This is a genomic window from Psychrobacillus sp. FSL K6-4615 (assembly GCF_038008225.1).
GTDB classification, from domain to species: domain Bacteria; phylum Bacillota; class Bacilli; order Bacillales_A; family Planococcaceae; genus Psychrobacillus; species Psychrobacillus psychrotolerans.
Genome location: NZ_JBBOYQ010000001.1, coordinates 3,627,910 through 3,654,466 on the forward strand (window position 1 = coordinate 3,627,910; position 26,557 = coordinate 3,654,466).

Sequence of the window (26,557 nt, forward strand, 5' to 3'; positions counted from 1 at the left end):
TCTTTTAAGTTATCTGTTTTCCTCTAATCCTTTTAATTCATCTGTGTAACCTTGATCACTTGCTCCCCAACCTTCAATATGATCACTGAGTTCATTAGTTGTTACAGTTTCTTTCGGCAATTTAGATGCTTCTACAAAAACTGGTTCTAATACTACTTTTTCTTCTACATTGCCTCCGCTTATTTTTTGATATAAATAACGAACTTGAATACGGCCGATATCCTTAGGATCCACTGCTGCCGAGGCAACCCAGGGACTATTCTCATTTTGAATCATCTGTAAATCTTCATCACTCATATCGATACTATATACCTTAATATCTGTACGTCCCGCTTGCTCTATCGCCCGAACTGCACCTTTGGCAAACTCGTCCCAAGCAGCCCAAACAGCGGTGATTTCACCTTTGTTGGGATACTGCTTTAATACCGCTTCCATTTGTGACTGGGTATCTAAAGCTGTATTTTGCGTTGCTGCACCGAATGTGGCAATTTCTTTTATCCCTGGATTCTCTCCTAGAAAATCCTCATATGCTACTTGTCGTCTTTCCATTGGAGCAAAACCCGCTACCCATATTTTCACGATATTGGCTTTCCCATTTGAATCTTCCGCTAGTTTTTCTAGCGTCATTTGAGCCATTTTTTCATCGCCTTGTTCTAAAGAGGTTACTCCCTCAACTTCTACTCCCGCATCAAATGCGACAACCGGAATTCCCTTTGCAACCGCATTCTCAACTCCTTGGTTCAGTGATTCTTTTGTGCCATGATCTATTAAAATACCGTCAACTCCTTGATTCACAGCGGCATCCAAATTGGACGCCATTTTAGATAAATCTCCTTCAGAAGTAAACACCGTTACTGTTCCACCAAAATTCTCTACTTGCTCCTTTACCCCTTCAATATATTGAGCTGAAAATGTCCCTAAATTTTGTTGCATAACTAATGCAACTTTCTTGCCGGCTAACGGATTTTCTTTAGCCTTGGCATCACCGTTAGAGCTAGATGACTTAGTTGTTTCTCCTTCAGCTTTTGGCTGACATGCAGCGAGTAAAACCGCTATTACTAAAATCGTAAATATTAACCAGTACTTATTTGTTTTCATAATCCTTCTCCTTTTCAATTGAATCGACTATTTGAGTTGAAATATTTTTAAGATAGTTTGGATAAATAATACCTATTTCTGTAATTATGGCAGTGATATATTTAGCTGGTGTCACATCAAAAGCAGGGTTAAATACTTTTGTGTTTAATGGGGTAATAGCTTTGCCGTTAATATTAATAATTTCCTCTACTTTCCTTTCCTCTATTGGAATTTCTTCTCCATTATTTATGGACAAATCGAATGTAGAGGACGGTGCAGCCACATAAAATGGAATTCCAAATACAGATGCAAGAATTGCTAAGTTTAGGGTTCCTATTTTGTTTGCTGTGTCTCCATTTTTTGCTATCCGATCTGCTCCAACGATAATTGCTTCAATTCCCTTTGCGCCTATCGTATGTGCAGCCATACTATCTGTTATGAGCGTCACATCGACACCTGATTGTTGCAGTTCCCATGCTGTTAGACGGGCGCCCTGAAAGACAGGTCGAGTTTCACATGCAAACACTTCAAATTCTTTTCCACGTTCCTTCCCTAGATGAAAAGGAGCTAAAGCAGTACCATACTTAGCGGTGGCTATAGAACCAGCATTACAAATCGTCATTACCTTCGTTTTATCTTCAAGTAGAGAGAGTGCAAACTCGCCGATACTTTGACAGGACTCCTCATCTTCCTTGTGAATTATTTTTGCTTCTTCAATTAGAATCTGCTTTGCATCCGAAACACTATCTATTGGACTCGCTGCTTTCATCAAACGGTCAAGTGCCCAAACCAAGTTGACAGCAGTAGGTCGAGATTCACCCAAGTATGCTGCATCTCTTTTTAAGTATTCTAGAAAATCTATCATTGAATTTGTTTGATAACTCTGCGCCTCAATAGCTAATCCATACGCTGCCGTAATTCCAATGGCTGGAGCTCCACGAACTTTCAGAGTAATAATTGCATCGTGAACTTCTTTCATATTTTCTAGTGTTATATAGATAATTTCATGGGGAAGTTTCTGTTGATCTAGAATTATTAACCGCTTACCTTCCCACTTAATCGATAATGGAACATTCATTATTGAATTTCTCCTAACAGCTCAATTACAGCATCTATTGAGTTTATTTCATGACGACTCACTATTAGTCTTTCTCCAGCTTTAAGCGTTTGTTTTTTGGTTAAAATTCGTTGCTCATGGTTTTCAATACTATCTAAGTCTTTCACATGTGCTAGTCCAATCGTTCTACGAATTAGCTCACAGCCTGCAAACCCTACGGAATCATGGAATATTTTTTCTAGCACAAATGCCTCATAGCCTTCTATACTTTTATATAAATCGGACTCTCCTTTTTTCCAACACTCTGAAAATTTAGCGCAAAATGTGTTCCATGTATTCTGTATATGGGTATGTATAGCATCCCGTTGGTCATCTTGACGCGTAAAGGATTGAACTATTAAGTTCCCCAAAAATAAGCCAATATCAAATCCAATTGGGCCGTAAAATGCAAATTCCGGGTCAATTACTTTCGTTTCCGCTTCACTCGCAAATATACTTCCGGTATGAAGATCCCCATGTAACAAAGCTTCGGCTTCCGTCAAAAAACTTCTTTTTAGCTTGGCTACTTCCAATTTCAACAAGTTGTTATTCCAAATAGCTTCCACTTCTGCTTGTAATGCTGGTTCAAAGTCATTTGTTTCATGATCAAAAAAAGGATCTGTAAAGATTAAGTCTTCTGTGATCTTACATAGCTCGGGGTTAGAAAATTCTACAACAAGTGACTTTTTTTCAAAGGGGTGGAGTACAAAGTCAGAAGTATTGAAAAGTGTTAAGGCTAGATATTCGCCAATATCGGTTGATAATTTAGGATAGGACTTTCCTTTTATCAAGCCCTCACGAACTATTTCAAGATGAGACAGATCTTCCATGATTGTGATTGCTAAGCTTTCATCAGTTGCATAGACTTTTGGGACTAATCCAACTGCGTATTCTCCATGTTTTTGTAATGCACTAGCTTCGATCTTTGCCCTTTTCAAAGTAAGTGGCCAGCTCTCCCCGATGACCTTTGCATAGGGTAAGGCCTGTTTAATAATAATGCCTTTCTCACCGGATCCATCTGTTACACGGAATACATAATTTAGATTTCCATCACCAATCTCTTCGCAAACTAATGGAGCTTCGCTAGAAAATAATGATAACTCTATCACCAGTGAAATTACCGTTTCTTTAGTTAATGATTCATATTCTTTCATTGCTACTACCGCCATTATGATCGTCCTCTCATTTACAAAATAAAAAACCTCTTTCCAAAAGAAAGAGGCTTAGAATAAGAGATTCTGAACCTCTTATCTCTCAGAAAGTAAACTTTCTGATGGAATTAGCACCGTGCCTTACGGAATTTTACATTCCGGCGCATAAAGCGCCCCGTCTCACAACGGTATTACGGTCGGTTGCTGGGCGTCATCGGGCCATTATCCCTCTGCCTGCTCTTGATAAGAGTGCGGTACAACTATGATGTTTGTTTAGAATCCTAGCATATTAGAAAAAGCTATGTCAATACAATTTTGAATAATGATAATTTTTCAATTTCTTGTTGACAGAATTTTTAATGCATGGAATAATCAATATAATTTATTAAATACAAACTGAATATTTTTTCTTATTTAGAGCAGGTGGAGGGACAAGCCCTATGATACCCGGCAACCGATTCAATTATGAACACGGTGCTAATTCTTGCAGTCAAATGGCTGAGAGATAAGAAGTTGTTAAGCTATTAACCTCTTCTTATTTGAAGAGGTTTTTTATATTATCTGTCTAGCTCTAGCGCCTAGACACTTACGCTTTTCTAATATTAGGAGTGAAAAAATGAGTGGAATTACTGCGCACTATCAACTATACGGAAAGTCTGGTTCTTTTGAAAAAAAAGCGGATGATATTGCTCTTGGATTGACTATTGGTTCTTGGACCAATTTAGCTTTTTTAGAACAGGAACAGCTAAAAAAACATAAAGGAACTGTACGATCGGTTACTGAATTTGAAAATATTCTTCACCCCATTCATCCGGAAAGAATTAAAGGAGAAATTAAAGTATTCTATCCTGCCGCAAATTTTTCAGCAGATATACCAGCAATTTTAACTACCGTTTTCGGCAAACTATCTCTGGATGGAGAAGTAAAATTATTGGATTTAGAATTTGACACAAATATATTATCCCATTTCCCTGGCCCTCGCTTCGGCATTCAAGGTATCCGAGAAAGATTGGGAGTTTATGAACGTCCACTCATCATGAGTATCTTCAAAGGTGTCATTGGAAGAGATATCGAGTACCTAGCGCAACAACTGAAGCAACAAGCACTTGGTGGAGTTGACCTTGTAAAAGATGACGAAATCCTATTTGACAATCCACTCACTTCTTTTGAAACACGTATCACTACTGGTCGAGAGGTATTAAGACAAGTCTATGAAGAAACTGGTCATCGTACTCTATACGCAGTAAATTTGTCGGGACGTACATTCAAACTAAAGGACAAGGCCAAAAAAGCACGGGAACTTGGAGCAGATGCACTCTTATTTAATGTTCATGCATACGGTTTAGACGTTCTTCAGGAGTTAGCAGAGGACGAAGAGATTCAATTACCACTCATGGCTCATCCGGCTTATAGCGGAGCATTCACGTCCTCAGGATTTTATGGAGTTTCCACGGCACTTGTTCTTGGTAAACTTACCCGCTATGCAGGAGCAGATTTTTCATTATTCCCTTCTCCTTATGGCAGTGTTGCACTTGAAAAATCTGTAGCTCTTTCTTTAGGGAAAGAACTAACAAAGCCTAGTGAAGTAAAACAAAGCTTTCCGGTGCCTTCTGCAGGCATTCACCCTGGTCTAGTACCACTGTTAATGAATGACTATGGAATCGACAGCATCATTAATGCCGGGGGTGGAGTACACGGTCATCCGGCCGGTGCAACCGGAGGAGGTTTGGCTTTTAGACAGGCAGTATCGGCTGTTTTGGAAGGTATTCCATTAGAAGAAGCAGCTAAAACCCAGAGTGAATTAAACACAGCACTTGAATTATGGAGGTGATAATATGAGTAATCTTGTAGTTTTTTGTGACTTCGATGGAACTATTACCAATCAGGATAACATTATGGCAATCATGAAAGAGTTTGCTCCACCAGAATGGACATCTATTAAAGATGATATTTTAGGACAACGAATTTCCATACGAGATGGTGTAGCAAAAATGTTCACACTCCTTCCTGTTGAGTCAAAAGATGACATTATCTCTTTTGTGCTTAAGCAGGCAGTCATCCGTGATGGGTTTAGTGAATTTGTCTCCTATGCAAAAAAACACAACATACCACTCTACATCGTAAGTGGTGGCATAGACTTTTTTGTCCACAAGCTACTAGAACCATTCGGGCCATTTACAGGAGTCTATTGTAATACATCCCAATTTTCCAAGGATACAATTCACATTGAGTTTCCGTATAGCTGTGATGATCAATGTACTAGCCAAGGCTGTGGTTGCTGTAAACCCTCTATTATTCGTACCCTTCTTGACCAAGATGCTGTGAGCGTTGTGATTGGGGATTCCATCACTGATCTTGAAGCAGCAAAATTAGGTGATGTCGTTATTGCGAGGGATTTCTTAATCGAAAAATGCGATGAATTGAATATTCCCTATGAACCTTTTGAGAACTTCCACGATGTGATAAAAATTATTGACGCAAAGTTAGGTGTGGAAATATGACTTTACAAGATAAATGGGAAGAACTTGCAGACATAAAAGATGAATTAGCCGTACGGGATTGGTTTATGGGGACGAGCGGTAATCTTGCTATTAAAGTACATGATAATCCTATGGAGTTCTTAGTGACAGCAAGCGGAAAAGATAAAAAAAAGAGAACAGCAGAGGATTTTTTACTTGTTGATGCAGATGGAAACCCAGTCGAAAATACACATTTAACTCCATCAGCCGAAACATTATTACACTGTGCAATATATCGCGAAACAAATGCAGGTTGTAGCTTACACATCCATACAGTTGCAAATAACGTTATTTCCGAATTATATGGTGACAAAGGTTCAGTGGATTTTCAAGGGATTGAACTTATTAAAGCTTTTGGAATGTGGGAAGAGGATGCCATACTATCGATACCCATTATCCCTAACTACGCCCATATACCAAAGCTTGCAGAAGAGTTTACACCGTATATTTCTGCAGACAAGGGAGTTATACTCATTCGAAATCACGGAATAACTGTTTGGGGAAAAGATGGATTTGAGGCAAAAAAATTACTTGAAGCTTGCGAATTTTTATTTCAGTATCAATTAGCACTACATCAAATACACTCAAAATAGAAAGGAAGATTGTTAATGGCTATTATTAAAATTCAAGGAACAAATGAAACAATTAAAGAGCAAAAAGAGGTAGCAGCATTTTTAGAGAACCAAGAAGTAATTTATGAGCATTGGGATATTAACAAACTACCAGAAAACCTTCGTGAAAAATTTGACTTAAGCGACGGAGAAAAGCAAGAGATTCTCCAAGCCTTCCAAATTGAAATAGATGATATCTCTAGTCGCCGTGGCTATCAAGCGGCCGATATTATCTCTCTTTCAGATTCGAACCCAAACTTAGACGAACTGTTAAAAAATTTCGAACGCAAACACCTTCATACCGACGATGAAGTCCGTTATATTGTAAGTGGTCACGGTGTCTTCATCATACAAGGCAAGGATGAACGCTACTTTGAAGTTCATCTTTCACCTGGTGATTTGATATCTGTGCCTGAGAATATTACACATTACTTCACATTATCAGAGGACCGTAAAGTTGTTGCTGTACGCATATTTGTAACAACAGAGGGGTGGGTCCCAGTTTATCAAGAGGAAGCAGTAGAACAATAAAGGTAAATGCTCTTTGTAGGAATAAGAAAAAAGGAATGCTATACTAACTTTATCTAATAAGAAAGGAGAATGTACAATGATTATTGTAACGAATCGCATCAAAACTAAACCAGGATTCGCAGAAAAAATGGCTCCAAATTTCACAAAACCAAGCCCCCTTCAAGAAATGGAAGGCTTCATCAAAGTAGAGGTCGCTATTACTCAAGGACCAACTGAATATGATGAAATGAATGTAAATATGTACTGGGAGAAAGAAGAAAACTTCCAAGCATGGAAAGACAGTGATCTCTTCAAAGAATCGCATAAACGTCCCGAGTCTGGCTCTCCTGATGCTTCTAAAGAATCTCCACTTTTAGGTAATGAATTAATCATTTCTAAAGTTGCCGCTTCAATAGAAGCAATTTCCAAAAACTAAAATAAAAGTGGAGGACTCATCTTCTGAGTTCATCCACTTTTTTCATGTCTATTCGGTAAATCCCCTTTATATCTCGTAATATACATCCATTTGTTTCAAAAATCCGTCTCATAGGGGCATTTACTGTGTCTGTACTCCCTACATATATCTTGGCACCTAATGTTTTCAAAAGCTCTAAAGAAATAGCATGAAATATCTTTCCATATCCTTTTTGACGTTGCTCTGGAACTACCCCAAAGTAAAACATTCTACCTTCTTCTGTCGTGCCTTGTTCAATATGAGGAATACTAATACCGTAGTTCCTGCCATTTTGAGAAAAGATAAAACATTGATCTCGCCAATTAGTACCTAATTCAAGTTCTAATGACTCCATTATTTGACTGATAGAAAACAGCTTATTCTTGTTCGCTGAGCCACTCCTACATGCATCATACAATCTAGCAAAGTCAGAATCCGTAACTTGACTCTCAGAGAGAGCATCTACTTGAAAATCACTAGTATTTTTAAATGGTCCTTGTAGTGTCTTTGTGTACTCTACAATAGACGACACTTTTTTGAACCGACGTTTTAAAAGCCAATCCTCATTTTCTTCATCCATCAGAAGGGATAGATATGCTACTTTTTGTTCTTTCCACTCTGTTAATAATTGATCGAACGCAACTAAATAATCTATATTTGGAATATGGGATACTTTATGTTGATCCACAAGCCAGTATTCTCGTTCTTTTTTTATCAGATTGAAAAGGTCCACCTTTCGATTCCTCCATACTGTTATTAGCTTAATGTTCGTTTTAAAAATGTTTTAGTTCTTTCTTCCCTCGGGTTGTTGAAAATTTGTTCTGGAGGTCCCTCCTCAGCAATTACACCTTTATCCATAAAAACAACCCGATCGGCTACTTCTTTAGCAAACTCCATTTCATGTGTCACTATTAACATTGTAAGTCCCGTACTTGCTAACTCTTTCATCACTTTTAATACCTCTCCAACCATTTCTGGATCCAGTGCGGAGGTAGGTTCATCAAATAACATGACATCCGGTTCCATGGAAAGTGCTCTTGCTATAGCGACACGTTGCTTTTGACCACCTGATAGTTGCTTAGGCTTGGCATTTACATAATGATCCATTCCCACTACTTTTAAGTATTTTAACGCAATCTTTTCGGCATCCTCTTTAGAACGTTTTAATACCTTTACTTGACCTACCATACAATTGTTTAACGCATTATGGTTATTAAATAAGTTGAACTGTTGAAAAACCATTCCTAACTTTTTTCGGTAGGCATGGATATCATGTTTTTCATCTAAAATATTCTCTCCACGATAAATAATTTGACCGCCACTAGGCTTTTCCAACAAATTTATACAACGAAGTAAAGTAGATTTTCCTGATCCAGAGGAACCGATGATGCAAATAACCTCTCCTTTGTTCACTGAAAAATCTATGTCTCTTAAGACCTCATGATTTCCGAAGGATTTACTTAAATGTTGAACTTCGATGACATTTCCCATAGATTTCTCCTCCTTCGTTTAATCGATATTTGCATTATTTTTAGGTAACATAAGTTGCGGTGGCGGCTGACCAATCATACTGTAGTTTTCCGGGCCGTCTAATCTTCTCTCTATATATCGTAATATTAATGTTACTGTAAACGTCATGACGAAATACAAAATACATGCTATAAAGAATGGTTCAAAGTATTTAAAGCTTATACCTGCAACTGTTTTCGCTTGAAAATATAGTTCCGTAACACCTATTACATTCAAGACAGACGTATCTTTAATATTAATGATAAATTGATTGCCTGTTGCTGGTAAAATATTTCGGATGACTTGAGGTAGAACAACACTCCACATTGTTTGAACATGATTCATACCAATTGCTTGTGCAGCTTCGAATTGCCCCTTATCAATGGAAATAACACCGCCCCGTACAATTTCTGCCATATATGCACCCGTGTTGATCGAAACGATGAATATTGCTGCTGTTGTACGGTCCATATCTATCCCAAAAGCAAGCGCAGATCCATAGAATATTACCATGGCCTGTACGATCATCGGAGTTCCTCTAAAAAACTCAATATATGCAGAAAGTATTAGATTTACTACTTTTAACAAAATACGTTTCATTTTTCTTTCAGGTTTAGGAATTGTACGAATAACCCCTGCTAGCAAGCCAATAACTGCTCCAAAAATTGTACCAATAATTGATATTAATAATGTCATTCCTGCTCCACGAAGGAACATCGGCCAGTTATTAGTAATCATCGAAATAATATATTCAATGCTCATACATTTCCCCTCCTTTCTTAGAAAAGCCGCAGACGCTGCTGGCGTCTGGAGCTAGGTAGTTAATAATTAGAAAGTATATATTCCATATAAAAACCGACTGCAAAAAGATGCAGCCGGTATCACTTCACCCTTATTCTGCCGCTGGTTGGTTATTAATAGCAGCATCCATAATTTCTTGTCTTTCTTCTTCAGAAATTTCCGCTAAAATTTTATTGATATCTTCTGTTAATTTACTATCTTTTTTCAAGCCTACTGCTACTGCTGTATCCTCTTCTGCCGCTTTAAATCCATCCGTAAATTCAACCATTGCAAAGTTGGCATTAGCGGAAGAAGCACTAATTCCTTCTGGACGTTCAGACACATAACCATCAATAACTCCAGATTCTAATGCTACACGCATTGCAGAGAAATTATCAGATGCTGGTTGTTTTTGCACATCTTTGATTTGATCAATTACACCATAGTGAGAAGTATTTAACTGACCTGTAATTTTAGCACCACTAAAGTCTTGAATAGAAGTAGCCCCTTCAAAATTCCCACCTTTTTTCACTACCATAACAAAGTTGGAAGTATAGTAGTTTTCCGAAAAGTCGATTGTTTCTTTACGCTCTTCTGTAGGTGACATTCCCGCTATAATTGCATCAATTTTGTCTGATTGCAATGATGGCACTAGCCCATCCCACTCTGTTTTAACGATAACTAGTTCCTTTCCTAATCCATCCGCAATACGTTTAGCAATTTCCACATCATATCCACCAGCATACTCTGCGTTTCCATCAATCTTCACTCCACCATTGGAATCGTCTAGTTGAGTCCAGTTAAAAGGTGCATAACCTGCTTCTAAGCCTACTGTAAATGTATCAGGCGAATCTTTAGCTGTTGAAGATCCCGAAGTCTCTTTATCAGCCGTTCCACATGCCGCTAATAACAATGTAATAGATGCAAATATCGTTAAAAATGCTAATCTTTTTTTCATTCTAATTTCTCCCTTTTTATCAATATATGTTCTTGCCTATAAAAAAAGACAACTTGTACAAAAAAAGACCTGAGATGAACTCAGGTCGCAATATGTATAGTTGCCCAGGTCCTCTACTTTTCCCAAATGAGATAGCACACCATTATAAACCGGGATGTTTATAGTGGACAGTCCTGCAATTATTAACTACAGACCCAGCAAGTAATAACGAGTAATATTACAAACTTCGGCGACATTTCCTTCTCCCTAGCATCATAGCTTCTCAAACTCCACTAAGGACTGTTAAATATCGCGCCTCTACCTCACTACACTAAGTGAGGTTATATTCAATTATGTTTCATAGTTTACAATACACATATATTTCTGTCAACTGCCTCAGTATTAATACTTAGCTAGGTATATGTTATAATTAATGGTGGAAATATAAAAACAATGAGAATTTAGTTATTAATGTGTCTACTTACATTGGTAATTATTTTTTAAAGGAGAATGATATTATGAGATCTGTCCAAACTACAGATCACAAAGTAACAGAACAAATGGACTCAGATTATTCATTAGAAAAGGTACCCCGTAGCCAAAGAAATATGGGTTGGTTAAGTATAACCAATATTACATTCGGCATAGCCACTGCCATTTTTTACTTTCAAATGGGTAGTGTAATGGCTCTGCAATTTGGGGCACTAAATGCTATTATCTCCTCGATTTACGCAATAGTAGTTGCCGGTATATTAGGAACCTTCATTGCTTACTTATCCGCGAAATCTGGTATGAATGTCAATTTATTATCTAGAGGCGGTGGTTTTGGCTATATAGGTGCTTCCCTAACATCGTTCCTCTACGCGACAAACTTTATTATGTATTGTGCATTTGAAGGACTCATTTTAGTATCCGCGGTTCACACCTTCTTCCCTAACCTACAAGAATGGGCATTAATCATTTTCTTCGGTTTTATCGTTATACCTTTAAACTGGTTTGGAATTAAACAACTAGATAAGTTACAAAAGTGGTCTCTACCTATATTTGTAGTTTTCTTAATAACAGCAGTTGTTATATCATTTTATAAACCTTCCGTATTTGAAGGACCTTTTTGGACTTATTTACCTGAAGGCGTTCAAGTTGGAGGACAAGCCCTACTCCTTTGCATAGGTGTTCAACATGGAATAATGGGTCTAACAGCCCTACTAGCATCTGATTATGCTCGTTTTCTAAAACCAAAAGATATTAAAATTGGTTCGGTGGCAATCGGCTTTATTCCACAGATTTTCTGCTTCGGTATTATGGGGGGTCTTGGTATTTGGTTTGGTGTTCGCTTAGGTGAACCAAATCCAGGAGTTTATATTGTAATGCTTCTAGGTATTGGTGGAGCATTATTCACGATGCTAACTCAACTACGTATAAATATTACTAACATATATAGTAGTTCCCTATCGCTATCAAACTTTTTTGAAAACATTTTTAAATTTACACCTGGACGCAGATTTTGGGTGGTTGTAAGTGCAATTACTGCAATAATTCTAATGCTCGGTGGTATTGTAGATCATTTAGATACAGCTATGACATTTCAAGGAGTATTTTTGCTATCATGGGCAGCTATATTGGTGACCGATGCACTGGTCGTTAAAAAAGCTTTGAAAATTGGGAATGGTTATTATGAGGCTCGCCAGGAATTTCTCTACAAATGGAATCCTGTTGGAGTTGTATCTTTAATCGTTGCCAGTGGCATAGGTACATTTGCAGCATTAGGTTATATGGGTTCATTTTTACAAAGTACCGCTGCTTTCTTTGCAGCTATTTTAGCAGCAATTCTTACTGTTTTTATAGCAGTATTAACAAAAGGAAAATATTACAATAAAGGTGCTGCCGACGATATCTCCAAAGAGGATTATATTGCATAACAGTAGTTCCCCTTATTCACATTAAAAAAGTAATCCATTTTTGAGTTATTACTCAGGATGGATTACTTTTCACTTCTAGCATTTTCTTAGAAGAAAATTATAGTTAGTGAAAATAAGCTTAGCTTACCTTTAAAAGAATAATTTTAATCTATATTATCAACAGGAACTCAATCCTTCTTGTTACATGTTCACTTTCTTTTTTCTATACTATTGTTAACAACATTTGCTATATTGTGAATGGTATTTTCGAGAGAGTCTATTTTATTTTCAAAGCGATGTAATAAATAAATAGTGACTACAATAGGAAATCCAAAGTTTCCAATTAATTGTACGATGTTTTCCTCCCCAATCATGTGTACCCCCCTTTCCCTTTTATTTACCATTCCCAAACAATTGATATTCCCGTTGAGTAAAACCAATTAAAGTATGACTGTTGTATTGCTAAAACTTACTTGTCCAAAAACAATTTTATCTCACGTTAGTCTTCTTCCTCCTTTTTATTAATATTTTATTTAATTATACTAAATTTTTGTTATATTTAGAATGATTAAAGGTTGGGAAACATTACCTGAGTTCTTCCCTTATTACTATGTAACTCAACCTATTTTCCTATTTTAATGAAAATTTACTACTTCTAAATCAATTCGGATAATTATTGTATCAGTATTCTACAAATCTCTACAATATAATAAGTCTTTCTACAATTTAGTAGTCGTTTTTGGTCGAACGATTGAAAAAGGATATTTAGATTATTTCAAGAATTAGTACATTACTAATTCATAAGGGGTGAAGAAAATGAGTAGTATAGGTCATATAATAAAATCAGAAAGAATAGACCAAAGTATGAAACAAACCACATTGGCCAAAGGAATCTGCTCTACATCCTATTTAAGTAAAATAGAAAATAGTTTAACTGTTCCAAGTGAAGAAGTAGTAAATTTATTACTCAAAAAACTAGATATAGAAATAGATCAAGTGTCCAGTGAAAAGGAAAATAAAGTGATTACATCCCTATCCGAATTATACAAAATAGGAATTTTGAAGAGAGATAAAAACTTTATAAGGGGAGCTTTACAGAAATACACCGACGAAAAACTACACTTTTTACAACTAAATAATTATTACAGTTATCAACTTTACCTCTTCCGACTACTGTTAATACTAGATGAGAAGAAGGAAAACCTGGAGTCAATCTATAAGGCAATTGTACAAATAAAAGACGAGATAGACGAGAAAACAAAGTTTATTCTTAATTTGAATTTGGGGATTTATAGTTATTTAGAGGGGAATTACCAAGCTGCATTAAGCCGGTTAGAGCTTTCATTAGGACACTTAAATAAAGGGAGTATTGAAGAATGGGAATTAGCTGATTTCTATAATGTACTTAGTTTAACGTACTCAAAATGTAATGAATTTTTTAATGCAATTAATTACGCTTCCAAATCACTACTTTATTATAAAGATAATCTGTTATTCGAAAGAGCTATTGATAATTACATTGTTATAGGAATTGCCTATAAAAAAATGAGACAATTTCAAGAAGCGGAAAAGAACTATTATTTAGCGGCAAAGCTTGCGAAAGACTATAAATTGATTAACTATGAGGAGGTGATTTACCAAAACCTAGGGTCCTTATATGCCATACAAGGGTGTCCTGAAAAAGCAATTGAGTTTTATAAGCTTAGTTTAAAAATTAAAGAAGAAGACTGTAATGCGGAAGGATACTTACTAACAACTTTATCTATTATAAAAGAGTATTCCAAGCAATCTGACCATCAACAGGTTCTGCAATGGTGTCAAAAAGGATTAATAAAAATTGCTCAAGAAAAATCATCTACAAAAAATTACTTTGCTTATTTTTACCACCTTGAAATTTATAGTCATTACCTTAACCAAACGGAAGAACTTGAAATGGTATTAACCGAAGCTATAAGTTATTTTGAAAACGAACAAGATGGACGACATGTTCAAAAGTATTCTATATTATTGGCAGATTACCTTTTTAAACATCACAAGTTTAAAGCAGCAAGTATATATTATCAAAAAGCAAATCAGGTTTTATTTAAACAAAAATTTATTAAGAATTGGGAGGATTTATAAAATGAAAAAAAAGATTGTATTGCTAACCTTATCAAGTATTGTCGTCCTAGCTCTAAGCTTTACAACGAACATAAAACATATTAGCGAAGACGAAACTCCAAGACCAACATCTATAGACAATTCGTTTATTTAAAAAACTCAACATTTGAAGCACAGTTTCAAGTCAAGTCTTTAACGAAGCACACCATTCATTACTAAAATTTATCGTTAGAGCTTTTCTGAGACTACAAAAAACCGGTCATCCAATTGGATAACCGGTTTTTTTGTTTTGTCTCTAGAATATAGTGACCTTTTTCTATAAAAGATGTTACACCGTTTTCTTTAAAGAAAGATAATACGCTTCTTCTTTTTCTTGATCGAATCGGCCTTCCCACTTAGCCATAACGATCGTAGCTAGTGCATTTCCTACAACATTAACAACTGTACGAGCCATGTCTAGAAGACGGTCAATTCCGGCGATGAAGGCTAGACCTTCAAGTGGGATACCAACTGTTCCTAAAGTTGCCAGTAACACAACAAACGAAACCCCTGGAACTCCTGCAATACCTTTAGAAGTGACCATTAGAACTAGTACTAATGTAATTTGTTGAGAAATACTTAAGTCAATATTATACATCTGAGCTATAAAGATTGCTGCGATTGCTTGATACAACGTAGAACCATCCAAGTTAAACGAATATCCTGTTGGCACTACAAACGATACGATATCTTTTGGTGCTCCGAATTTCTCCATCTTCTCCATTACTTTTGGTAAAACTGTTTCTGAACTTGACGTTGAATACGCTAAAAGAAGTTCATCCTTTAGTACTTTTAGTAGATGGAATATATTGATTCCAACAAATTTTGCTATACCTCCAAGTACAATGATTATAAAGAATATCATTGTGGCGTACACAAGAATCATTAGCTTGCCCAGCGGTAACAAGGATTCGAGACCAAATTTAGAAACTGTTACTCCGATTAAAGCAAAAACGCCAAAAGGAGCAAATTTCATAATAAGATTTGTGACCCAGAACATCGCATCTGCTGTACCCTGGAAGAAAGCTAAAACAGGTTTTCCTTTTTCACCGATTGCCGCAATACCTAGTCCAAATAATACCGAAAAGAAAATAATTGGAAGCATTTCTCCTGCCGCCATCGCTTGCACGATATTATCAGGAACTATTCCTACAATTATATCTAATATCCCATGATCCTCTTTTTGGACTTGCTCTGTTGTTTGAACATATTGATCGATATCACCTTTAGCAAGGCTTGACATATCTATCCCTTCACCAGGTTGGAAAATGTTTGCTGCAAATAATCCAATGATAATAGCAAAGGTTGTTACAAGCTCAAAGTAAATTAGTGTTTTCCCACCCAATTTACCTAATTGTTTGATATCACCAGTTCCCGCAACACCTAAGATTAAAGTTGAAACAATGATAGGAACAACTATCATTTTAATCATATTGATAAACATGGTTCCTATTGGCTGCAAGTACTTTTCTACTGAAGGATTTCCAAAGAAAACTGCACCCACAATAATCCCTAGGATTAGACCTACTAATATTTGATATGCTAATGTAAACTTGAATTTCTTTTTCATATTATGCTATCCCCCCTAGTTTGTAAGCGCTTTCCATATATAAATTAGCTTAAAACTATTTTAAAGATAACTTATCAAATACTACAAAATCCTACATTATAGTTCCCCGAACGAAGAGTCTTCTAAATTTGCTTATAACTTTCCAATACTTCGACGTATAACATTTGAAGAAACTTTTTAATATTAATCTTTATTTTGGAAGAGTTAAAGCGGTTCTCTCCTACCTCAATCATCAACCTTCGAACTTCTTGGAATTCAAAGTATCGGGGTGCATAATGCTCAAATTCTCTACTTGTATAGTCGATTGAACCAATTGTAGCCATATGCTGGATTGCTGCTAATATAGTTCTTCGGAGCCGCTGCTCAATTGCTTTCATTTCCTTTTTTATATCTTCTGCATTCCGTCTCCTCGCAAGAGACTCATAAATATCGATTAATGTTGGAAAAACGTTCGACTCATTGTTTCCGTGCACTAGCATTTCTATAATCTCTTTCAGGTCATTGCTGCCTACCTCACTCATTATCCCCATATCACCAAGCTTGATACTTACCAATTCTCCCACGTTTACCTTTTTTAGAGGGGGCATAATTGTATTGAAGCTTGCTAATGATTCTTTTATCGTTAAAAGCGAATTCCTTAACCGTTTTTGTTCTGCATTTTTCTGCAATATACTTTGAACCTCTACCCTATTAATTGGTTTATGTATAAAAAATTCAATTCCTTTTTTATAAGCTTCTCCTACCATTTCTTTATTAACAATTTGAGAAATCATGATAAATTGACCTTCAAATCCTCTATTTTTCAATTTTTCAATTGTTTCGATGCCATCTAAATCTGGCATGAGAAAGTCAACCAGCACTACATCTGGAAGTGTAGCAAGTATTGGAACTAAGCTTTTTTCACCATTTTCTGCTTCTCCAATTACTAATCCTAACTCGTCATCTGTTATGATTTTTCTTAGCATCATTCTACTTGCTGGATCATCATCTACAATATAGTAACGCAATATTTTACCCACCTTTTCTTATGTTTTCTGTTGGGATATTTACCTTAAAGGTAGTACCTTTATCAAAAGATTCAATTTGTACTTGGCCTTCCAAGGTTGTAATAATTTCTTTGACGTGGGATAGACCAATACCTGTTGCAGCTACTCCTGAATCATTAAATTTGGTAGTATAGCCTGGTTCAAATACAATGCCATGATCTTCTTTGGAGATACCTCCTCCAGTATCTTTGATAATAAACCACGTTAATTCTGACTCTTCACAAACCTCTATGCTAACTTTGCCTGTAGTTGATATAGCTTCTACTGCATTAGCACATATATTATTCAATAGTGCCAACAATGGAATTTGTTGCTCTGTCTCATAATCGACTAAAATAGTAGAGTGAATGACAATTTCTTTATTAAGTAATTCACTGTATTTTTCGTTCCCTTGGATAACAAGCTGTACAACTTCTGAGAGCGTGTAATGTTTGTTCTTTTCAACTGTTGTGATCTTTTGCAATCCTGCTAAAATCCGTTGAGAGTCCTTTTTTACCTCATGTATTTCTTGAGCAATTTTCAACGCTTGGGTACTTAAAGCAAGATGATCCTGGCTCTTTAATTTGCGGTATAAATCATGGCTAGAAGCAGTAATTTTCTCTATATGATTCATCGATTTTTGTAGATAAAGTGTTTCTGCATATAAGTTTGAACCAACCTTTAACATTTCTTGTATCCGCTTATTTTGCTCCATTATAATAATTGAGCTATATAAGCCTACTACAAAATAACTTCGAAAAATGGCTACCAATGCTAATAGTACCCATTCTTGAACCTCCAGATGCATATTGCTCCATAATAAATATCGAACAATATGCTCCACACTATTAGCTGTAAACTCCAAAACTGTGGCAAACGCTCCTAGAAGCAGAGGCGCCTTTTTAAACCGCTCTATGCGTATAACACTAAACCCAGTTGCAAAAAGCAAATAAAATAAAAAAGCGGGTATATGATCTACTAATATTAGCCCAAAAGCCTCATCAGTAAATATCATATCCTCCCCAATTCGCACAAGAACAACCGTAACTCCTGTTAAAAAACCCGTGAATATTAAAGACGTCGGTTGAAATATTAACAGAAGAAAGAAAAAAGCAGCACTTCCTAATCCAAAACGGAAATCCTCCCCATTAAAAGGAATCACTTTAAATTCGCTAGCTATTACAGTTATTAATATCGTTAAAATTAGTACACTCCATTTATTAGCGACTAATTGGTGTCGTTTAAAAACCATAAAACTCTCCTATATGGATATATTTATTAGATATAAGTATAGCATTTCCAACGAAACTTTAGACAAAAGTACAATCATCCCATTGTATTATATATACATTTAAAACCCGCTATTATATAGTGAATTTAGGTGATGACATGAAAATGAAAATGTACGTTAATAATGACAAGATAGTTGCAGGAATGACCTTGAAAAATACTACAGAACTAGAACAAGGAAACATGGCTCTACATATTTGTGAAAATACGGAGTACATCCTTGAAAACCGAAAAAAACTAGCGACTTCTCTTTCTAGTGAAATGGACAATTTCGTTTGCGCCAATCAAACGCATAGTGCCAACTTTCATCGAGTAACAATTGAAGATAAAGGTCTTGGAGCTAGAACAAAGGATACCGCCATACCTGACACGGATGCTTTGTATACTTTTGAGTCGAATATTATTTTAACCAGTTTCTCCGCTGATTGTGTTCCCGTCATCTTTTACAACAAAGTGAATGGTCTTATTGGTGTTATTCATTCGGGCTGGCAAGGGACGATTAAGGAAGTGACCCTAAAGCTGTTTAGACACTTAAAAAGTGTTGAAAACTGTAACCCAAGTGACTTCCATGTACAAATAGGTGCTGCCCTGAGCCAAGAAAAGTTCGAAGTAGATCTAGATGTCTATAAAAAGTTTAATAACTTAGGCTATGCTAAAGACTTTATATATTTTAAGAGTTCAACTAACAAGTATCATATCGACAATCAGTTAACGGTGAAAAAACAGTGCGAGCTCGCCGGAATTCCTACAGACCATATTACAATTGATCCAACCTGTACGTTTATAAGTCCAGATGGATTCTCTTATCGAGAGGATCGACAATCAGGTCGGCATTTAAGTTTTATTATGAAAAAAGATTAACCTCCCAAAAGCACATCGACTTCGATGTGCTTTTTACTTATTGCACTCCTCACTAATTTTGAGTTATTTTCATATACTTTTATGATTGGTTTTTTTAAAAAGGAGGAACGACATGGACGTATACGTTAGATCCGGGGACTCGCTTTGGTATTATAGTCAATTATTCAAGGTTCCTTTTCGGCTTATTATTGACTCTAATCGGAATATCGACCCACAAACACTATCAATAGGTGCGCGTATTCAAATCCCAGGATATGTTACTACTTCTTACCAAATTAAATCGGGGGATTCACTGTGGTCTATTGCTAGTAGCAGAAATCTTCCATTGGATACACTTTTTCTTGTTAATCCTACACTTAATCCAGCGTTTTTAAGAATCGGACAGACAATTAACATTCCCATTAGAGTGACATGGAGAATAGTGAATGGAAAACAGAATTATGATTATAGCACATTGATGAATGATATGAGACAACTACAAACTGTTTACCCGTTTTTAAGGATATCTTCTATCGGTAATTCAGTGGAGGGGCGGGAAATACCTGAAGTATTAATAGGAGATGGAGAAAAAAGAGTTCATTATAATGCTTCCTTCCATGCAAATGAATGGATTACAACTCCCATCATATTAACCTTTTTAAACGATTACGCATTGTCTCTTACTAACCAAACTCCTATTCGAGGGCTCAATACGCTTCCACTATACTCACAAGCCTCTCTGTCTATAGTTCCCATGGTTAATCCGGATGGTGTGGATCTTGTACTAAATGGTCTACCAGAGGAAAGTCCATGGAGAGATAGAGTAATTGAGTGGAATAATGGCAGCTCTGATTTTTCAGGATGGAAAGCAAATATTCGAGGAGTCGATCTGAATGATCAATTTCCTGCTGAATGGGAATTAGAACGTGCCCGTAATCCTCAGGTACCAGGTCCCAGAGATTACGGAGGGGAAAGCCCCTTGTCTGAACCCGAAGCAATTGCAATGGCAGATTTGACTAGGAATAGTGATTTTGCAAGAGTACTTGCATTTCATACACAAGGAGAAGTTATCTATTGGGGATTTGAAAACCTCGAGCCACCCGAGTCTGAAGCAATGGTCACAGAATTTAGTAGAGTCAGTGGCTACGAGGCTGTGCAAACGATTGATAGCTATGCGGGCTATAAAGACTGGTTTATCCAGGATTGGCGCAGACCAGGATTTACGGTTGAGCTTGGCACAGGTATAAATCCACTACCCCTCTCCCAATTTGATGAAATCTATGAAGAGGCATTAGGTATCTTCTTAGCAGGTCTGTATGTATAAAATAAATAGAATTGCATATATATTATCAGTCAGTCATCGTGATTATCATATCTCGACGACTGACTATATAGACTCTAATTGCTGAACACTAAAGAAATTAACCAAATAAAGAAAACTATTCCCACAAAACCGAGTTCCAAAAAATGTATTCTTAATACCTTTTCATAACTCTGTCTTGCTTGTCGAACACCTAAAAAATCTACGTGGTGGATAATATAGACAAACCCACATAAAAAAATAAGGCCAGCTAAGCTATATACTCCACCCTCTAAAGTCATTACATTCATACCACTTATTTCGGCAAATGTATAACCTAGATCCTTAGCGAATAAATAAGAAAAGATTATTATTATAAATAGGAGCAAGGACAAGCTGAAGAGGTGATTTCTATAATCAAGTAAACTCATAAGCTTTCGGACTTTAGCAGTTTTGGGTTTTAGTTGTTCATCATCTTCCATTTGCATTTCTTCATGATACATTGCATAGAGGAAAGCTACTACAACCATTCCACAGAATAAGATTGGTAATAATAATTGAACAGCTAGCCCAAAATCGAAAACAGCTATAATTACTAAAGTAATCAAGAGAACTGCCATTGCCCTTTCTCCAAGTTCCTCTCTTTTATCCCATACTTTACGAATATACAATCTATTATCTTTCTTAGCTTCGCAATCCTTCGGTATTGCTATACTTAGAGGCTTTTTAAATTTGAAAAAGAAATAGGAAATAACGATCAAACACATCCCTATTAACAAATAAACAAATGCCTCTCTTGGATAGGAAACAGACGAATCATATGACTCTACAATCCAAAGTCCATCCAATACTATACAGAATAGACCAACTACCAAAACATATGGAGCAAATTTACCAATAATATTCTTCACTCCCTTTTTCAGGTTTTCAGATTATTAAATTGTACCATGCCACTATTCCAATACATCATACGAATAGCAAATTGGAATCTGTAATTTAGGATCCTGAATAATACAAGCGTCAATTTGAAATACCACCCGCAATACTTCGCATGATATAATTTCAAACGGTGTACCACATTTCATTATCTCTCCTTTTTTCATCGTAACTAAATGGTGTGAAAAACGAGCAGCATGATTAATATCGTGCAGTACCATGATAATTGTACAACCATGTTCTTCATTTAATCTTTTAACAATATTTAATACTTCTAACTGATGAGACATATCCAAATAAGTTGTCGGTTCATCGAGTAGTAATATATCCGTTTCTTGAGCAAGTGCCATTGCAAGCCAGACACGCTGACGCTGACCTCCTGATAGTTGTGATAGATTACGGCTTCGAAACTCAAGCGTATTTGTTACCGTCATCGCCCATTCAATCATTTCTTTATCTTTTGTAGTTAAGCGATTTACATTTTTCCGATGAGGATAACGACCGTAAGAAATCAGTTCTTCCACTTTTAGCTCTCCCGGTGCAGATGGCGCTTGTGATAACATTGCGAGTCGCTTTGCTATTTCTTTTGTTGGCATACTTTTCATATTTTCACCCTGAATATAAATATTACCTTGTTGCTTTTTCAAAATACGGCCAATTGTTTTTAATAATGTCGATTTCCCACAGCCATTTGGTCCAATAATAGTCGTAACTTTCCCAGCTTCTATAGACATATTAATCCCATTCAATATTTTGGTATTTTCATAACCTGCCGTTAACTGCTCTATTTTAAAAATATTATTCATATCGCTCACCCTTTCGCTTTTACGAGTAAATATAGGAAATATGGAATTCCGATAATAGAAACAACCACCCCTACAGACAACTCCGAAGGAGCAAATACCGTTTTCGCCACAAAATCTGAAAATACCAGTAATGCCGCTCCGATTAACGCTGCGGTAGGCATGACATACCGATGTCTAATACCTACTAGTTGGCGAGCGATATGTGGCGCCATCAACCCAACAAAGCCTATGCTTCCCGACACTGAAACACAAGCACTTACCAAACCTACACTTGCAAGAAGCAAGACCACTTTCTCTCGCTCTATTGCAATCCCGAGGCTCTTTATGCTCTCTTCCTCGAGTTGAAAATAATCAAGTAAGTATGCCTTTTTATATGTATATATCCCTAAAATAATTATCCATGGAAGCATGGCTACGACAAAAATCCAGTTAGCATTATAAATCGATCCAGACATCCAAAGTGCTGCTGATTCATAGTCTTTCGAATTCATTTTGAGCGATAAATACATTGATAAAGCACCAAACCCACTGTTGATCGCTATTCCGGTCAAGATTAATCGTTGCATATCTAAACGTCCCTGCTTATACGAAAAAATAAATATTAATGTAGCGGCCAGCAGTCCACCAACAAAACCAAATAAAGGCATAATCATAATTGATAACCAGTTACTTACATCAGCATTGACAACATGAACTTGGAAAAAAAACATAAAAATAACGATAGAGCAACCTGCCCCTGAATTAATACCTAATATTCCTGGATCTGCTAATCCATTTCTAGTGATTCCCTGCATTACTACCCCAGCAATGGCAAGACCAACTCCAACTAATGCTGCAATAACAATACGTGGTAATCGAAAATCGAAAATTACTAATTCAAACTTTTCATTTGTTTCAATACGGAGTAATGTTTTTATAACATCAAGTATAGTCATATCAAATACACCATTCGTTATATGTAAATAACTACCCGCCAAAAAGATAATAAAAATCACAGTAGATGTAAGGATGAAACGTCTCATTATGCTTTTTCCCCTCCACGTCTACGAATTAAATATAAAAAGAATGGCACCCCAATTATCGCTGTCACCACTCCTATTGGTGTCTCATATGGGAAGTTTATATAACGACTAATCAAATCACAAAACGAAAGAAAAAATGCCCCGATTACTGCAGAACAAGGAATGATAACCCGGTAATCGACGCCAACTATAAAACGAGTAATATGGGGAATGACTAATCCTACAAATGCAATTTTCCCTACTAATGCTACAGCCGTTCCAGTTAAACAAACGACTGCCATCATACTAACAATTTTAACTGCTTTTGTTTTTTGGCCTAAACCAACCGCTACATCCTCACCTAAAGATGTAATAGTAATAGCTCTTGCCGAAATCATCGCTAATATAAGACCAATGACACCGATTGGTAATGATAGCATGAGCATATCCATATCAACTGCTTGAACTTTCGTATTATACCAAGCACTAACTGTTTGAGACACTTGGTGGTACATCGCAATGGCTGTAGCTATACTACTTAGAAATGTACCGATGACGGTTCCAATAATGGCAAGTCGAACAGGGGATAGTCCGTTTCGAATAATAGTACCAAAACCAAAAACAAGACCAGCCCCAAGTGCAGAACCAACCATCGAAAGTAAAATCATATGTAAATTGGATAATCCGGGCAAAAATACAATGGCGATTGTAATGACAAAAGCTGAACCATCGTTTACCCCCATCAATGAAGGAGACGCTAAGTAGTTTCTTGTAATACCTTGCATAATAGAACCAGCTACAGCTAAAAAAGCTCCTACTAAAAGAACCGCGATTGCTCGGGGTATGCGCCCTGTACGAACGATTTGGTGATCTATATTTGAACCATCAAAATGAACAATTGCCTCCCAGATTGTTATCATACTAATTTCTTTCGTTCCATAAATAATAGAAATAAACGTTAGCAATACAATAAATACAGGTGCTAACGTTAAAATGAAAATTGGTTGTCTATTTTTCAAAATGCCACCTATTCTCCTAGTTGATGAAAATATAATAGCGGACAAGCATTTTCCTGTCCGCTAATACACTACCTAATTATGAAGTAAACTTTCAACTGCTGCGTCTAAGAACTTCACTTTAGACCAAGCAGTACCACCTTGAGCAAGAGGAGTAATTGTGTTAACAAATACTTGATCACTTTGAGATGCTGCTAAGCTTGCAAAAATAGGATTGCTTTGTAAATCTCCCAGTGCATTTGGAGCTTCTGTATTTTCTGATTCCTCGAATTGAAGGAAGATAGCATCTGGATTGACAGAAGCTAATGTTTCCATTGTAATTTCTGATTGTGCTTCACTATTAGCAATAATTTCAGGAACCAATAATCCTAAATCTTCATAGAGTACTGGGTTTAAGTACACACTTGTAGGATAGATATACATTAGTCCACCACGCATACGAATTATCACTACTGATTTATCCGCTAGTTGTTCTTTCACTTTTACTTTTGCAGTTTCTGCTTTGTCATCGTAGTCTGCAATAATTTCTTCTGCAACTTCTGTATTTCCAGCTAATTGAGCAAGGGCTGTTAGGTTTTCTTTCCAGTTAGTTGAGATATGAGAGTATGGAAGTGTTGTCTGAATTTTATTCATTTCTGCCATTGTATCCTCGCCCCATTTCGATGTTCCAACAATTACATCTGGATCGAGTGTTAAGATTGCTTCTGCATTCGGTGCTCTTTTATCACCCACTAGTTCTGCACCTGCTAATTCTTTTTCTAAATATGATGGAATTTCTCCAGCAATTTCAAGTACACCTGTTGGCTTGATACCCAGTACTACTGCGTCTTCCATCGATTCTAAACTAGCAGTAACGATGCTATCTACTGTTGCAGGGATTATATAGTCTGTCCCTAAGTATGAAAGTGTTTGTGTCGTTGCTTCAGTCGTTTGCTCCGAAGCCTTCTCAGTTTCTTCAGTAACTTTCTTTGTTTCCCCACAGCCCACCAATGCGAACGTAATTACCATAGTTGCCCCAATTAACCAATATTTTTTCATGTTCTCAGCTCCAAATTTATTTTTTAATTGATATCAATTCTCATTTACATTTGAAATTTTAACAAAGCTAACTGTGAAAAGGAATGGACTTATTTATTTTAAACATGGACTTTTGCCGGAATTTTTCCACAACAAAAGCAAACAAAGTAATTTGCTTGCTATATGTATATACACTTTTCCACCATTTATTTTCTATATTTAGAAGGTGACATTCCCACATGTTTTTTAAAGACCCTACTAAAATAAAAATGATCTTGATATCCTACTTTCTCAGCAATTTCAGCAATAGAGTGGTTTCCAACTCTTAACATTTCTCTTGCAATACGAATACGATATTCGGTTATATATTGAATAGGACTAAGCCCTTTGTGCTGCTCAAATAACTCTGAAAATCGTCGTCGCTCCATACCTAACATTCTGGCTAGCTCTGCTATTGAAAATTCCTCAGCAAAGTTGTCATGGATATAGGTAATTGCCTTTGGAATAATCATTGTATTTTTATCATCTAAATGTTTTTTTGCCTGTTCTAAAATTTCTTTAATTAGATTATAAAAAATTACTTTTACCTGAAACGTAGAGAAACTCCCAGGCTCTGAAGAATATTTTATAAGCTGATATACATACTCTTTAATTTTATCCATCTGCATTACTTTAGCTGCAAAGTCTATATTTTTTAAATCTAGCGGTGCATTATGCAATGTTTTATAATGAATTACCGCATACTCCCAAGGTTTCTCTCCTATGGTTTCAATTTCTATATTCATTTGAGAGCCTGCATGAACAATGGTGCATTCTTTCATTTTATAAACTGTCTGGTTGAATGAAAAATTCGCACTACCTGAAAGTGGAATAACAATTCCTGATACCCCCCGAGCAGTGGTTCTATTACCGTTTGTATGGTGTGGTAATACTTGATTTGTAATAATATCCACGAATTCAATTGATGACTTTGCAAAATAGTCGACTATCTGGTTGATTGTATAATCCATATTTCTCTCCTATATTGACTGTTTAATTGATAATCTTTATCATTTAGATTATATCACGACTTTAG

The 26,557-nt window shown here is 36.2% G+C and carries 26 protein-coding genes and 3 riboswitches; of the genes, 9 read left to right on the top strand and 17 right to left on the bottom strand.

Going from position 1 to position 26,557, the window contains the following annotated elements:
• Positions 1-9: 9 nt before the first annotated feature.
• Genes MKX53_RS18380 through mtnK form a run of 3 tightly spaced genes read right to left on the bottom strand, consistent with a single transcriptional unit; the run spans position 10 to position 3,342 of the window.
• Positions 10-1,098: a sugar ABC transporter substrate-binding protein gene (locus MKX53_RS18380; protein ID WP_340913103.1), complete on the bottom strand. Its 1,089-nt coding sequence runs from the start codon at positions 1,096-1,098 to the stop codon at positions 10-12.
• A complete protein-coding gene (mtnA, locus tag MKX53_RS18385; RefSeq protein ID WP_340913105.1) occupies positions 1,085-2,155 on the bottom strand; it encodes an S-methyl-5-thioribose-1-phosphate isomerase in 1,071 nt (356 codons plus the stop codon). The genes MKX53_RS18380 and mtnA overlap by 14 nt, the downstream gene beginning before the upstream one ends.
• Positions 2,155-3,342, bottom strand: a complete 1,188-nt coding sequence (gene mtnK, locus MKX53_RS18390) for an S-methyl-5-thioribose kinase (protein ID WP_340913108.1) — start codon at positions 3,340-3,342, stop codon at positions 2,155-2,157. The genes mtnA and mtnK overlap by 1 nt, the downstream gene beginning before the upstream one ends.
• Before the next feature lie 75 nt (positions 3,343-3,417).
• A riboswitch (SAM riboswitch) is annotated at positions 3,418-3,574 on the bottom strand.
• 157 nt (positions 3,575-3,731) lie between these two features.
• Positions 3,732-3,836: riboswitch (SAM riboswitch) on the top strand.
• Between the two features lie 104 nt (positions 3,837-3,940).
• On the opposite strand from mtnK, the gene mtnW reads away from it, so the two are divergent.
• The 5 genes from mtnW (at position 3,941) to MKX53_RS18415 (ending at position 7,400) form a co-directional block, all read left to right on the top strand.
• Positions 3,941-5,155 (top strand): 2,3-diketo-5-methylthiopentyl-1-phosphate enolase, encoded by a 1,215-nt coding sequence (mtnW, locus tag MKX53_RS18395; RefSeq protein WP_340913110.1) that lies wholly within the window; start codon positions 3,941-3,943, stop codon positions 5,153-5,155.
• A 4-nt stretch (positions 5,156-5,159) separates the two neighbouring features.
• Complete coding sequence (locus MKX53_RS18400; protein WP_340913112.1) at positions 5,160-5,825, top strand: 2-hydroxy-3-keto-5-methylthiopentenyl-1-phosphate phosphatase; 666 nt, start codon at positions 5,160-5,162, stop codon at positions 5,823-5,825.
• A complete protein-coding gene (locus tag MKX53_RS18405; protein ID WP_340764214.1) occupies positions 5,822-6,436 on the top strand; it encodes a methylthioribulose 1-phosphate dehydratase in 615 nt (204 codons plus the stop codon). Before MKX53_RS18400 ends, MKX53_RS18405 begins: the two co-directional genes overlap by 4 nt.
• A gap of 15 nt (positions 6,437-6,451) precedes the next feature.
• Positions 6,452-6,985, top strand: a complete 534-nt coding sequence (locus MKX53_RS18410; RefSeq protein ID WP_340764216.1) for a 1,2-dihydroxy-3-keto-5-methylthiopentene dioxygenase — start codon at positions 6,452-6,454, stop codon at positions 6,983-6,985.
• Between the two features lie 76 nt (positions 6,986-7,061).
• Positions 7,062-7,400, top strand: a complete 339-nt coding sequence (locus tag MKX53_RS18415; RefSeq protein ID WP_340913113.1) for a heme oxygenase — start codon at positions 7,062-7,064, stop codon at positions 7,398-7,400.
• Positions 7,401-7,416: 16 nt separating this feature from the next.
• On the opposite strand, the gene MKX53_RS18420 is transcribed toward MKX53_RS18415, so the two are convergent.
• From MKX53_RS18420 to MKX53_RS18435, 4 genes are all read right to left on the bottom strand, one after another.
• On the bottom strand, positions 7,417-8,151 hold the full coding sequence (locus tag MKX53_RS18420; protein WP_340913114.1) for a hypothetical protein: 735 nt from the start codon (positions 8,149-8,151) through the stop codon (positions 7,417-7,419).
• A 23-nt stretch (positions 8,152-8,174) separates the two neighbouring features.
• A complete protein-coding gene (locus tag MKX53_RS18425) occupies positions 8,175-8,909 on the bottom strand; it encodes an amino acid ABC transporter ATP-binding protein (RefSeq protein ID WP_340764222.1) in 735 nt (244 codons plus the stop codon).
• Between the two features lie 18 nt (positions 8,910-8,927).
• The gene (locus tag MKX53_RS18430; protein WP_340764224.1) at positions 8,928-9,689 is read right to left on the bottom strand and encodes an amino acid ABC transporter permease; all 762 of its coding nucleotides are present in this window, start codon (positions 9,687-9,689) and stop codon (positions 8,928-8,930) included.
• A 130-nt stretch (positions 9,690-9,819) separates the two neighbouring features.
• Entirely contained in the window at positions 9,820-10,665 is an 846-nt protein-coding gene (locus MKX53_RS18435; RefSeq protein ID WP_340913116.1) for a transporter substrate-binding domain-containing protein, read from the bottom strand.
• A gap of 124 nt (positions 10,666-10,789) precedes the next feature.
• A riboswitch (Lysine riboswitch) is annotated at positions 10,790-10,973 on the bottom strand.
• A 189-nt stretch (positions 10,974-11,162) separates the two neighbouring features.
• Here MKX53_RS18435 and MKX53_RS18440 point away from each other — a divergent pair.
• Entirely contained in the window at positions 11,163-12,563 is a 1,401-nt protein-coding gene (locus MKX53_RS18440; protein ID WP_340913118.1) for a purine-cytosine permease family protein, read from the top strand.
• A 188-nt stretch (positions 12,564-12,751) separates the two neighbouring features.
• On the opposite strand, the gene MKX53_RS18445 is transcribed toward MKX53_RS18440, so the two are convergent.
• The gene (locus tag MKX53_RS18445; protein ID WP_340913400.1) at positions 12,752-12,946 is read right to left on the bottom strand and encodes a YvrJ family protein; all 195 of its coding nucleotides are present in this window, start codon (positions 12,944-12,946) and stop codon (positions 12,752-12,754) included.
• 412 nt (positions 12,947-13,358) lie between these two features.
• Between MKX53_RS18445 and MKX53_RS18450 the strand changes: the two genes are divergently transcribed.
• Positions 13,359-14,663: a helix-turn-helix domain-containing protein gene (locus MKX53_RS18450; RefSeq protein WP_340913120.1), complete on the top strand. Its 1,305-nt coding sequence runs from the start codon at positions 13,359-13,361 to the stop codon at positions 14,661-14,663.
• A 307-nt stretch (positions 14,664-14,970) separates the two neighbouring features.
• On the opposite strand, the gene gltP is transcribed toward MKX53_RS18450, so the two are convergent.
• From gltP to MKX53_RS18465, 3 genes are all read right to left on the bottom strand, one after another.
• Complete coding sequence (gene gltP, locus MKX53_RS18455; protein WP_093537968.1) at positions 14,971-16,251, bottom strand: glutamate/aspartate:proton symporter GltP; 1,281 nt, start codon at positions 16,249-16,251, stop codon at positions 14,971-14,973.
• 122 nt (positions 16,252-16,373) lie between these two features.
• Positions 16,374-17,258: a response regulator gene (locus tag MKX53_RS18460; RefSeq protein ID WP_340913122.1), complete on the bottom strand. Its 885-nt coding sequence runs from the start codon at positions 17,256-17,258 to the stop codon at positions 16,374-16,376.
• 4 nt (positions 17,259-17,262) lie between these two features.
• Positions 17,263-18,528 carry a sensor histidine kinase gene (locus tag MKX53_RS18465; protein ID WP_340764242.1) on the bottom strand — a complete coding sequence of 422 codons (1,266 nt, stop codon included), beginning with the start codon at positions 18,526-18,528 and terminating at the stop codon, positions 17,263-17,265.
• Between the two features lie 137 nt (positions 18,529-18,665).
• On the opposite strand from MKX53_RS18465, the gene pgeF reads away from it, so the two are divergent.
• Together pgeF and MKX53_RS18475 are read left to right on the top strand one after the other, a co-directional pair.
• Positions 18,666-19,427 (top strand): peptidoglycan editing factor PgeF, encoded by a 762-nt coding sequence (gene pgeF, locus MKX53_RS18470; protein WP_340764245.1) that lies wholly within the window; start codon positions 18,666-18,668, stop codon positions 19,425-19,427.
• A 112-nt stretch (positions 19,428-19,539) separates the two neighbouring features.
• Positions 19,540-20,730: a M14 family metallopeptidase gene (locus tag MKX53_RS18475; RefSeq protein ID WP_340764246.1), complete on the top strand. Its 1,191-nt coding sequence runs from the start codon at positions 19,540-19,542 to the stop codon at positions 20,728-20,730.
• A gap of 74 nt (positions 20,731-20,804) precedes the next feature.
• Here MKX53_RS18475 and MKX53_RS18480 read toward each other — a convergent pair whose 3' ends face one another.
• The 6 genes from MKX53_RS18480 to MKX53_RS18505 form a co-directional block, all read right to left on the bottom strand.
• Complete coding sequence (locus tag MKX53_RS18480; protein ID WP_340913123.1) at positions 20,805-21,617, bottom strand: hypothetical protein; 813 nt, start codon at positions 21,615-21,617, stop codon at positions 20,805-20,807.
• Between the two features lie 42 nt (positions 21,618-21,659).
• Positions 21,660-22,448: an ABC transporter ATP-binding protein gene (locus MKX53_RS18485; RefSeq protein WP_340913124.1), complete on the bottom strand. Its 789-nt coding sequence runs from the start codon at positions 22,446-22,448 to the stop codon at positions 21,660-21,662.
• Between the two features lie 5 nt (positions 22,449-22,453).
• Positions 22,454-23,470 (bottom strand): FecCD family ABC transporter permease, encoded by a 1,017-nt coding sequence (locus tag MKX53_RS18490; protein WP_340913125.1) that lies wholly within the window; start codon positions 23,468-23,470, stop codon positions 22,454-22,456.
• Positions 23,470-24,450: a FecCD family ABC transporter permease gene (locus tag MKX53_RS18495; RefSeq protein WP_445678286.1), complete on the bottom strand. Its 981-nt coding sequence runs from the start codon at positions 24,448-24,450 to the stop codon at positions 23,470-23,472. The genes MKX53_RS18490 and MKX53_RS18495 overlap by 1 nt, the downstream gene beginning before the upstream one ends.
• A 90-nt stretch (positions 24,451-24,540) precedes the next feature.
• Complete coding sequence (locus MKX53_RS18500) at positions 24,541-25,503, bottom strand: ABC transporter substrate-binding protein (RefSeq protein ID WP_340913129.1); 963 nt, start codon at positions 25,501-25,503, stop codon at positions 24,541-24,543.
• 185 nt (positions 25,504-25,688) lie between these two features.
• A complete protein-coding gene (locus tag MKX53_RS18505) occupies positions 25,689-26,492 on the bottom strand; it encodes an AraC family transcriptional regulator (RefSeq protein WP_340913132.1) in 804 nt (267 codons plus the stop codon).
• Positions 26,493-26,557: the final 65 nt, after the last annotated feature.

Bases quoted from the DNA above. Each gene is read 5' to 3' on its own strand.
- MKX53_RS18380 (WP_340913103.1), bottom strand. From the start codon at position 1,098: ATGAAAACAAATAAGTACTGGTTAATATTTACGATTTTAGTAATAGCG.
- mtnA (WP_340913105.1), bottom strand. From the start codon at position 2,155: ATGAATGTTCCATTATCGATTAAGTGGGAAGGTAAGCGGTTAATAATT.
- mtnK (WP_340913108.1), bottom strand. From the start codon at position 3,342: ATGGCGGTAGTAGCAATGAAAGAATATGAATCATTAACTAAAGAAACG.
- mtnW (WP_340913110.1), top strand. From the start codon at position 3,941: ATGAGTGGAATTACTGCGCACTATCAACTATACGGAAAGTCTGGTTCT.
- MKX53_RS18400 (WP_340913112.1), top strand. From the start codon at position 5,160: ATGAGTAATCTTGTAGTTTTTTGTGACTTCGATGGAACTATTACCAAT.
- MKX53_RS18405 (WP_340764214.1), top strand. From the start codon at position 5,822: ATGACTTTACAAGATAAATGGGAAGAACTTGCAGACATAAAAGATGAA.
- MKX53_RS18410 (WP_340764216.1), top strand. From the start codon at position 6,452: ATGGCTATTATTAAAATTCAAGGAACAAATGAAACAATTAAAGAGCAA.
- MKX53_RS18415 (WP_340913113.1), top strand. From the start codon at position 7,062: ATGATTATTGTAACGAATCGCATCAAAACTAAACCAGGATTCGCAGAA.
- MKX53_RS18425 (WP_340764222.1), bottom strand. From the start codon at position 8,909: ATGGGAAATGTCATCGAAGTTCAACATTTAAGTAAATCCTTCGGAAAT.
- MKX53_RS18430 (WP_340764224.1), bottom strand. From the start codon at position 9,689: ATGAGCATTGAATATATTATTTCGATGATTACTAATAACTGGCCGATG.
- MKX53_RS18435 (WP_340913116.1), bottom strand. From the start codon at position 10,665: ATGAAAAAAAGATTAGCATTTTTAACGATATTTGCATCTATTACATTG.
- MKX53_RS18440 (WP_340913118.1), top strand. From the start codon at position 11,163: ATGAGATCTGTCCAAACTACAGATCACAAAGTAACAGAACAAATGGAC.
- MKX53_RS18445 (WP_340913400.1), bottom strand. From the start codon at position 12,946: ATGGTAAATAAAAGGGAAAGGGGGGTACACATGATTGGGGAGGAAAAC.
- MKX53_RS18450 (WP_340913120.1), top strand. From the start codon at position 13,359: ATGAGTAGTATAGGTCATATAATAAAATCAGAAAGAATAGACCAAAGT.
- gltP (WP_093537968.1), bottom strand. From the start codon at position 16,251: ATGAAAAAGAAATTCAAGTTTACATTAGCATATCAAATATTAGTAGGT.
- MKX53_RS18465 (WP_340764242.1), bottom strand. From the start codon at position 18,528: ATGGTTTTTAAACGACACCAATTAGTCGCTAATAAATGGAGTGTACTA.
- pgeF (WP_340764245.1), top strand. From the start codon at position 18,666: ATGAAAATGAAAATGTACGTTAATAATGACAAGATAGTTGCAGGAATG.
- MKX53_RS18475 (WP_340764246.1), top strand. From the start codon at position 19,540: ATGGACGTATACGTTAGATCCGGGGACTCGCTTTGGTATTATAGTCAA.
- MKX53_RS18485 (WP_340913124.1), bottom strand. From the start codon at position 22,448: ATGAATAATATTTTTAAAATAGAGCAGTTAACGGCAGGTTATGAAAAT.
- MKX53_RS18490 (WP_340913125.1), bottom strand. From the start codon at position 23,470: ATGAGACGTTTCATCCTTACATCTACTGTGATTTTTATTATCTTTTTG.
- MKX53_RS18500 (WP_340913129.1), bottom strand. From the start codon at position 25,503: ATGAAAAAATATTGGTTAATTGGGGCAACTATGGTAATTACGTTCGCA.
- MKX53_RS18505 (WP_340913132.1), bottom strand. From the start codon at position 26,492: ATGGATTATACAATCAACCAGATAGTCGACTATTTTGCAAAGTCATCA.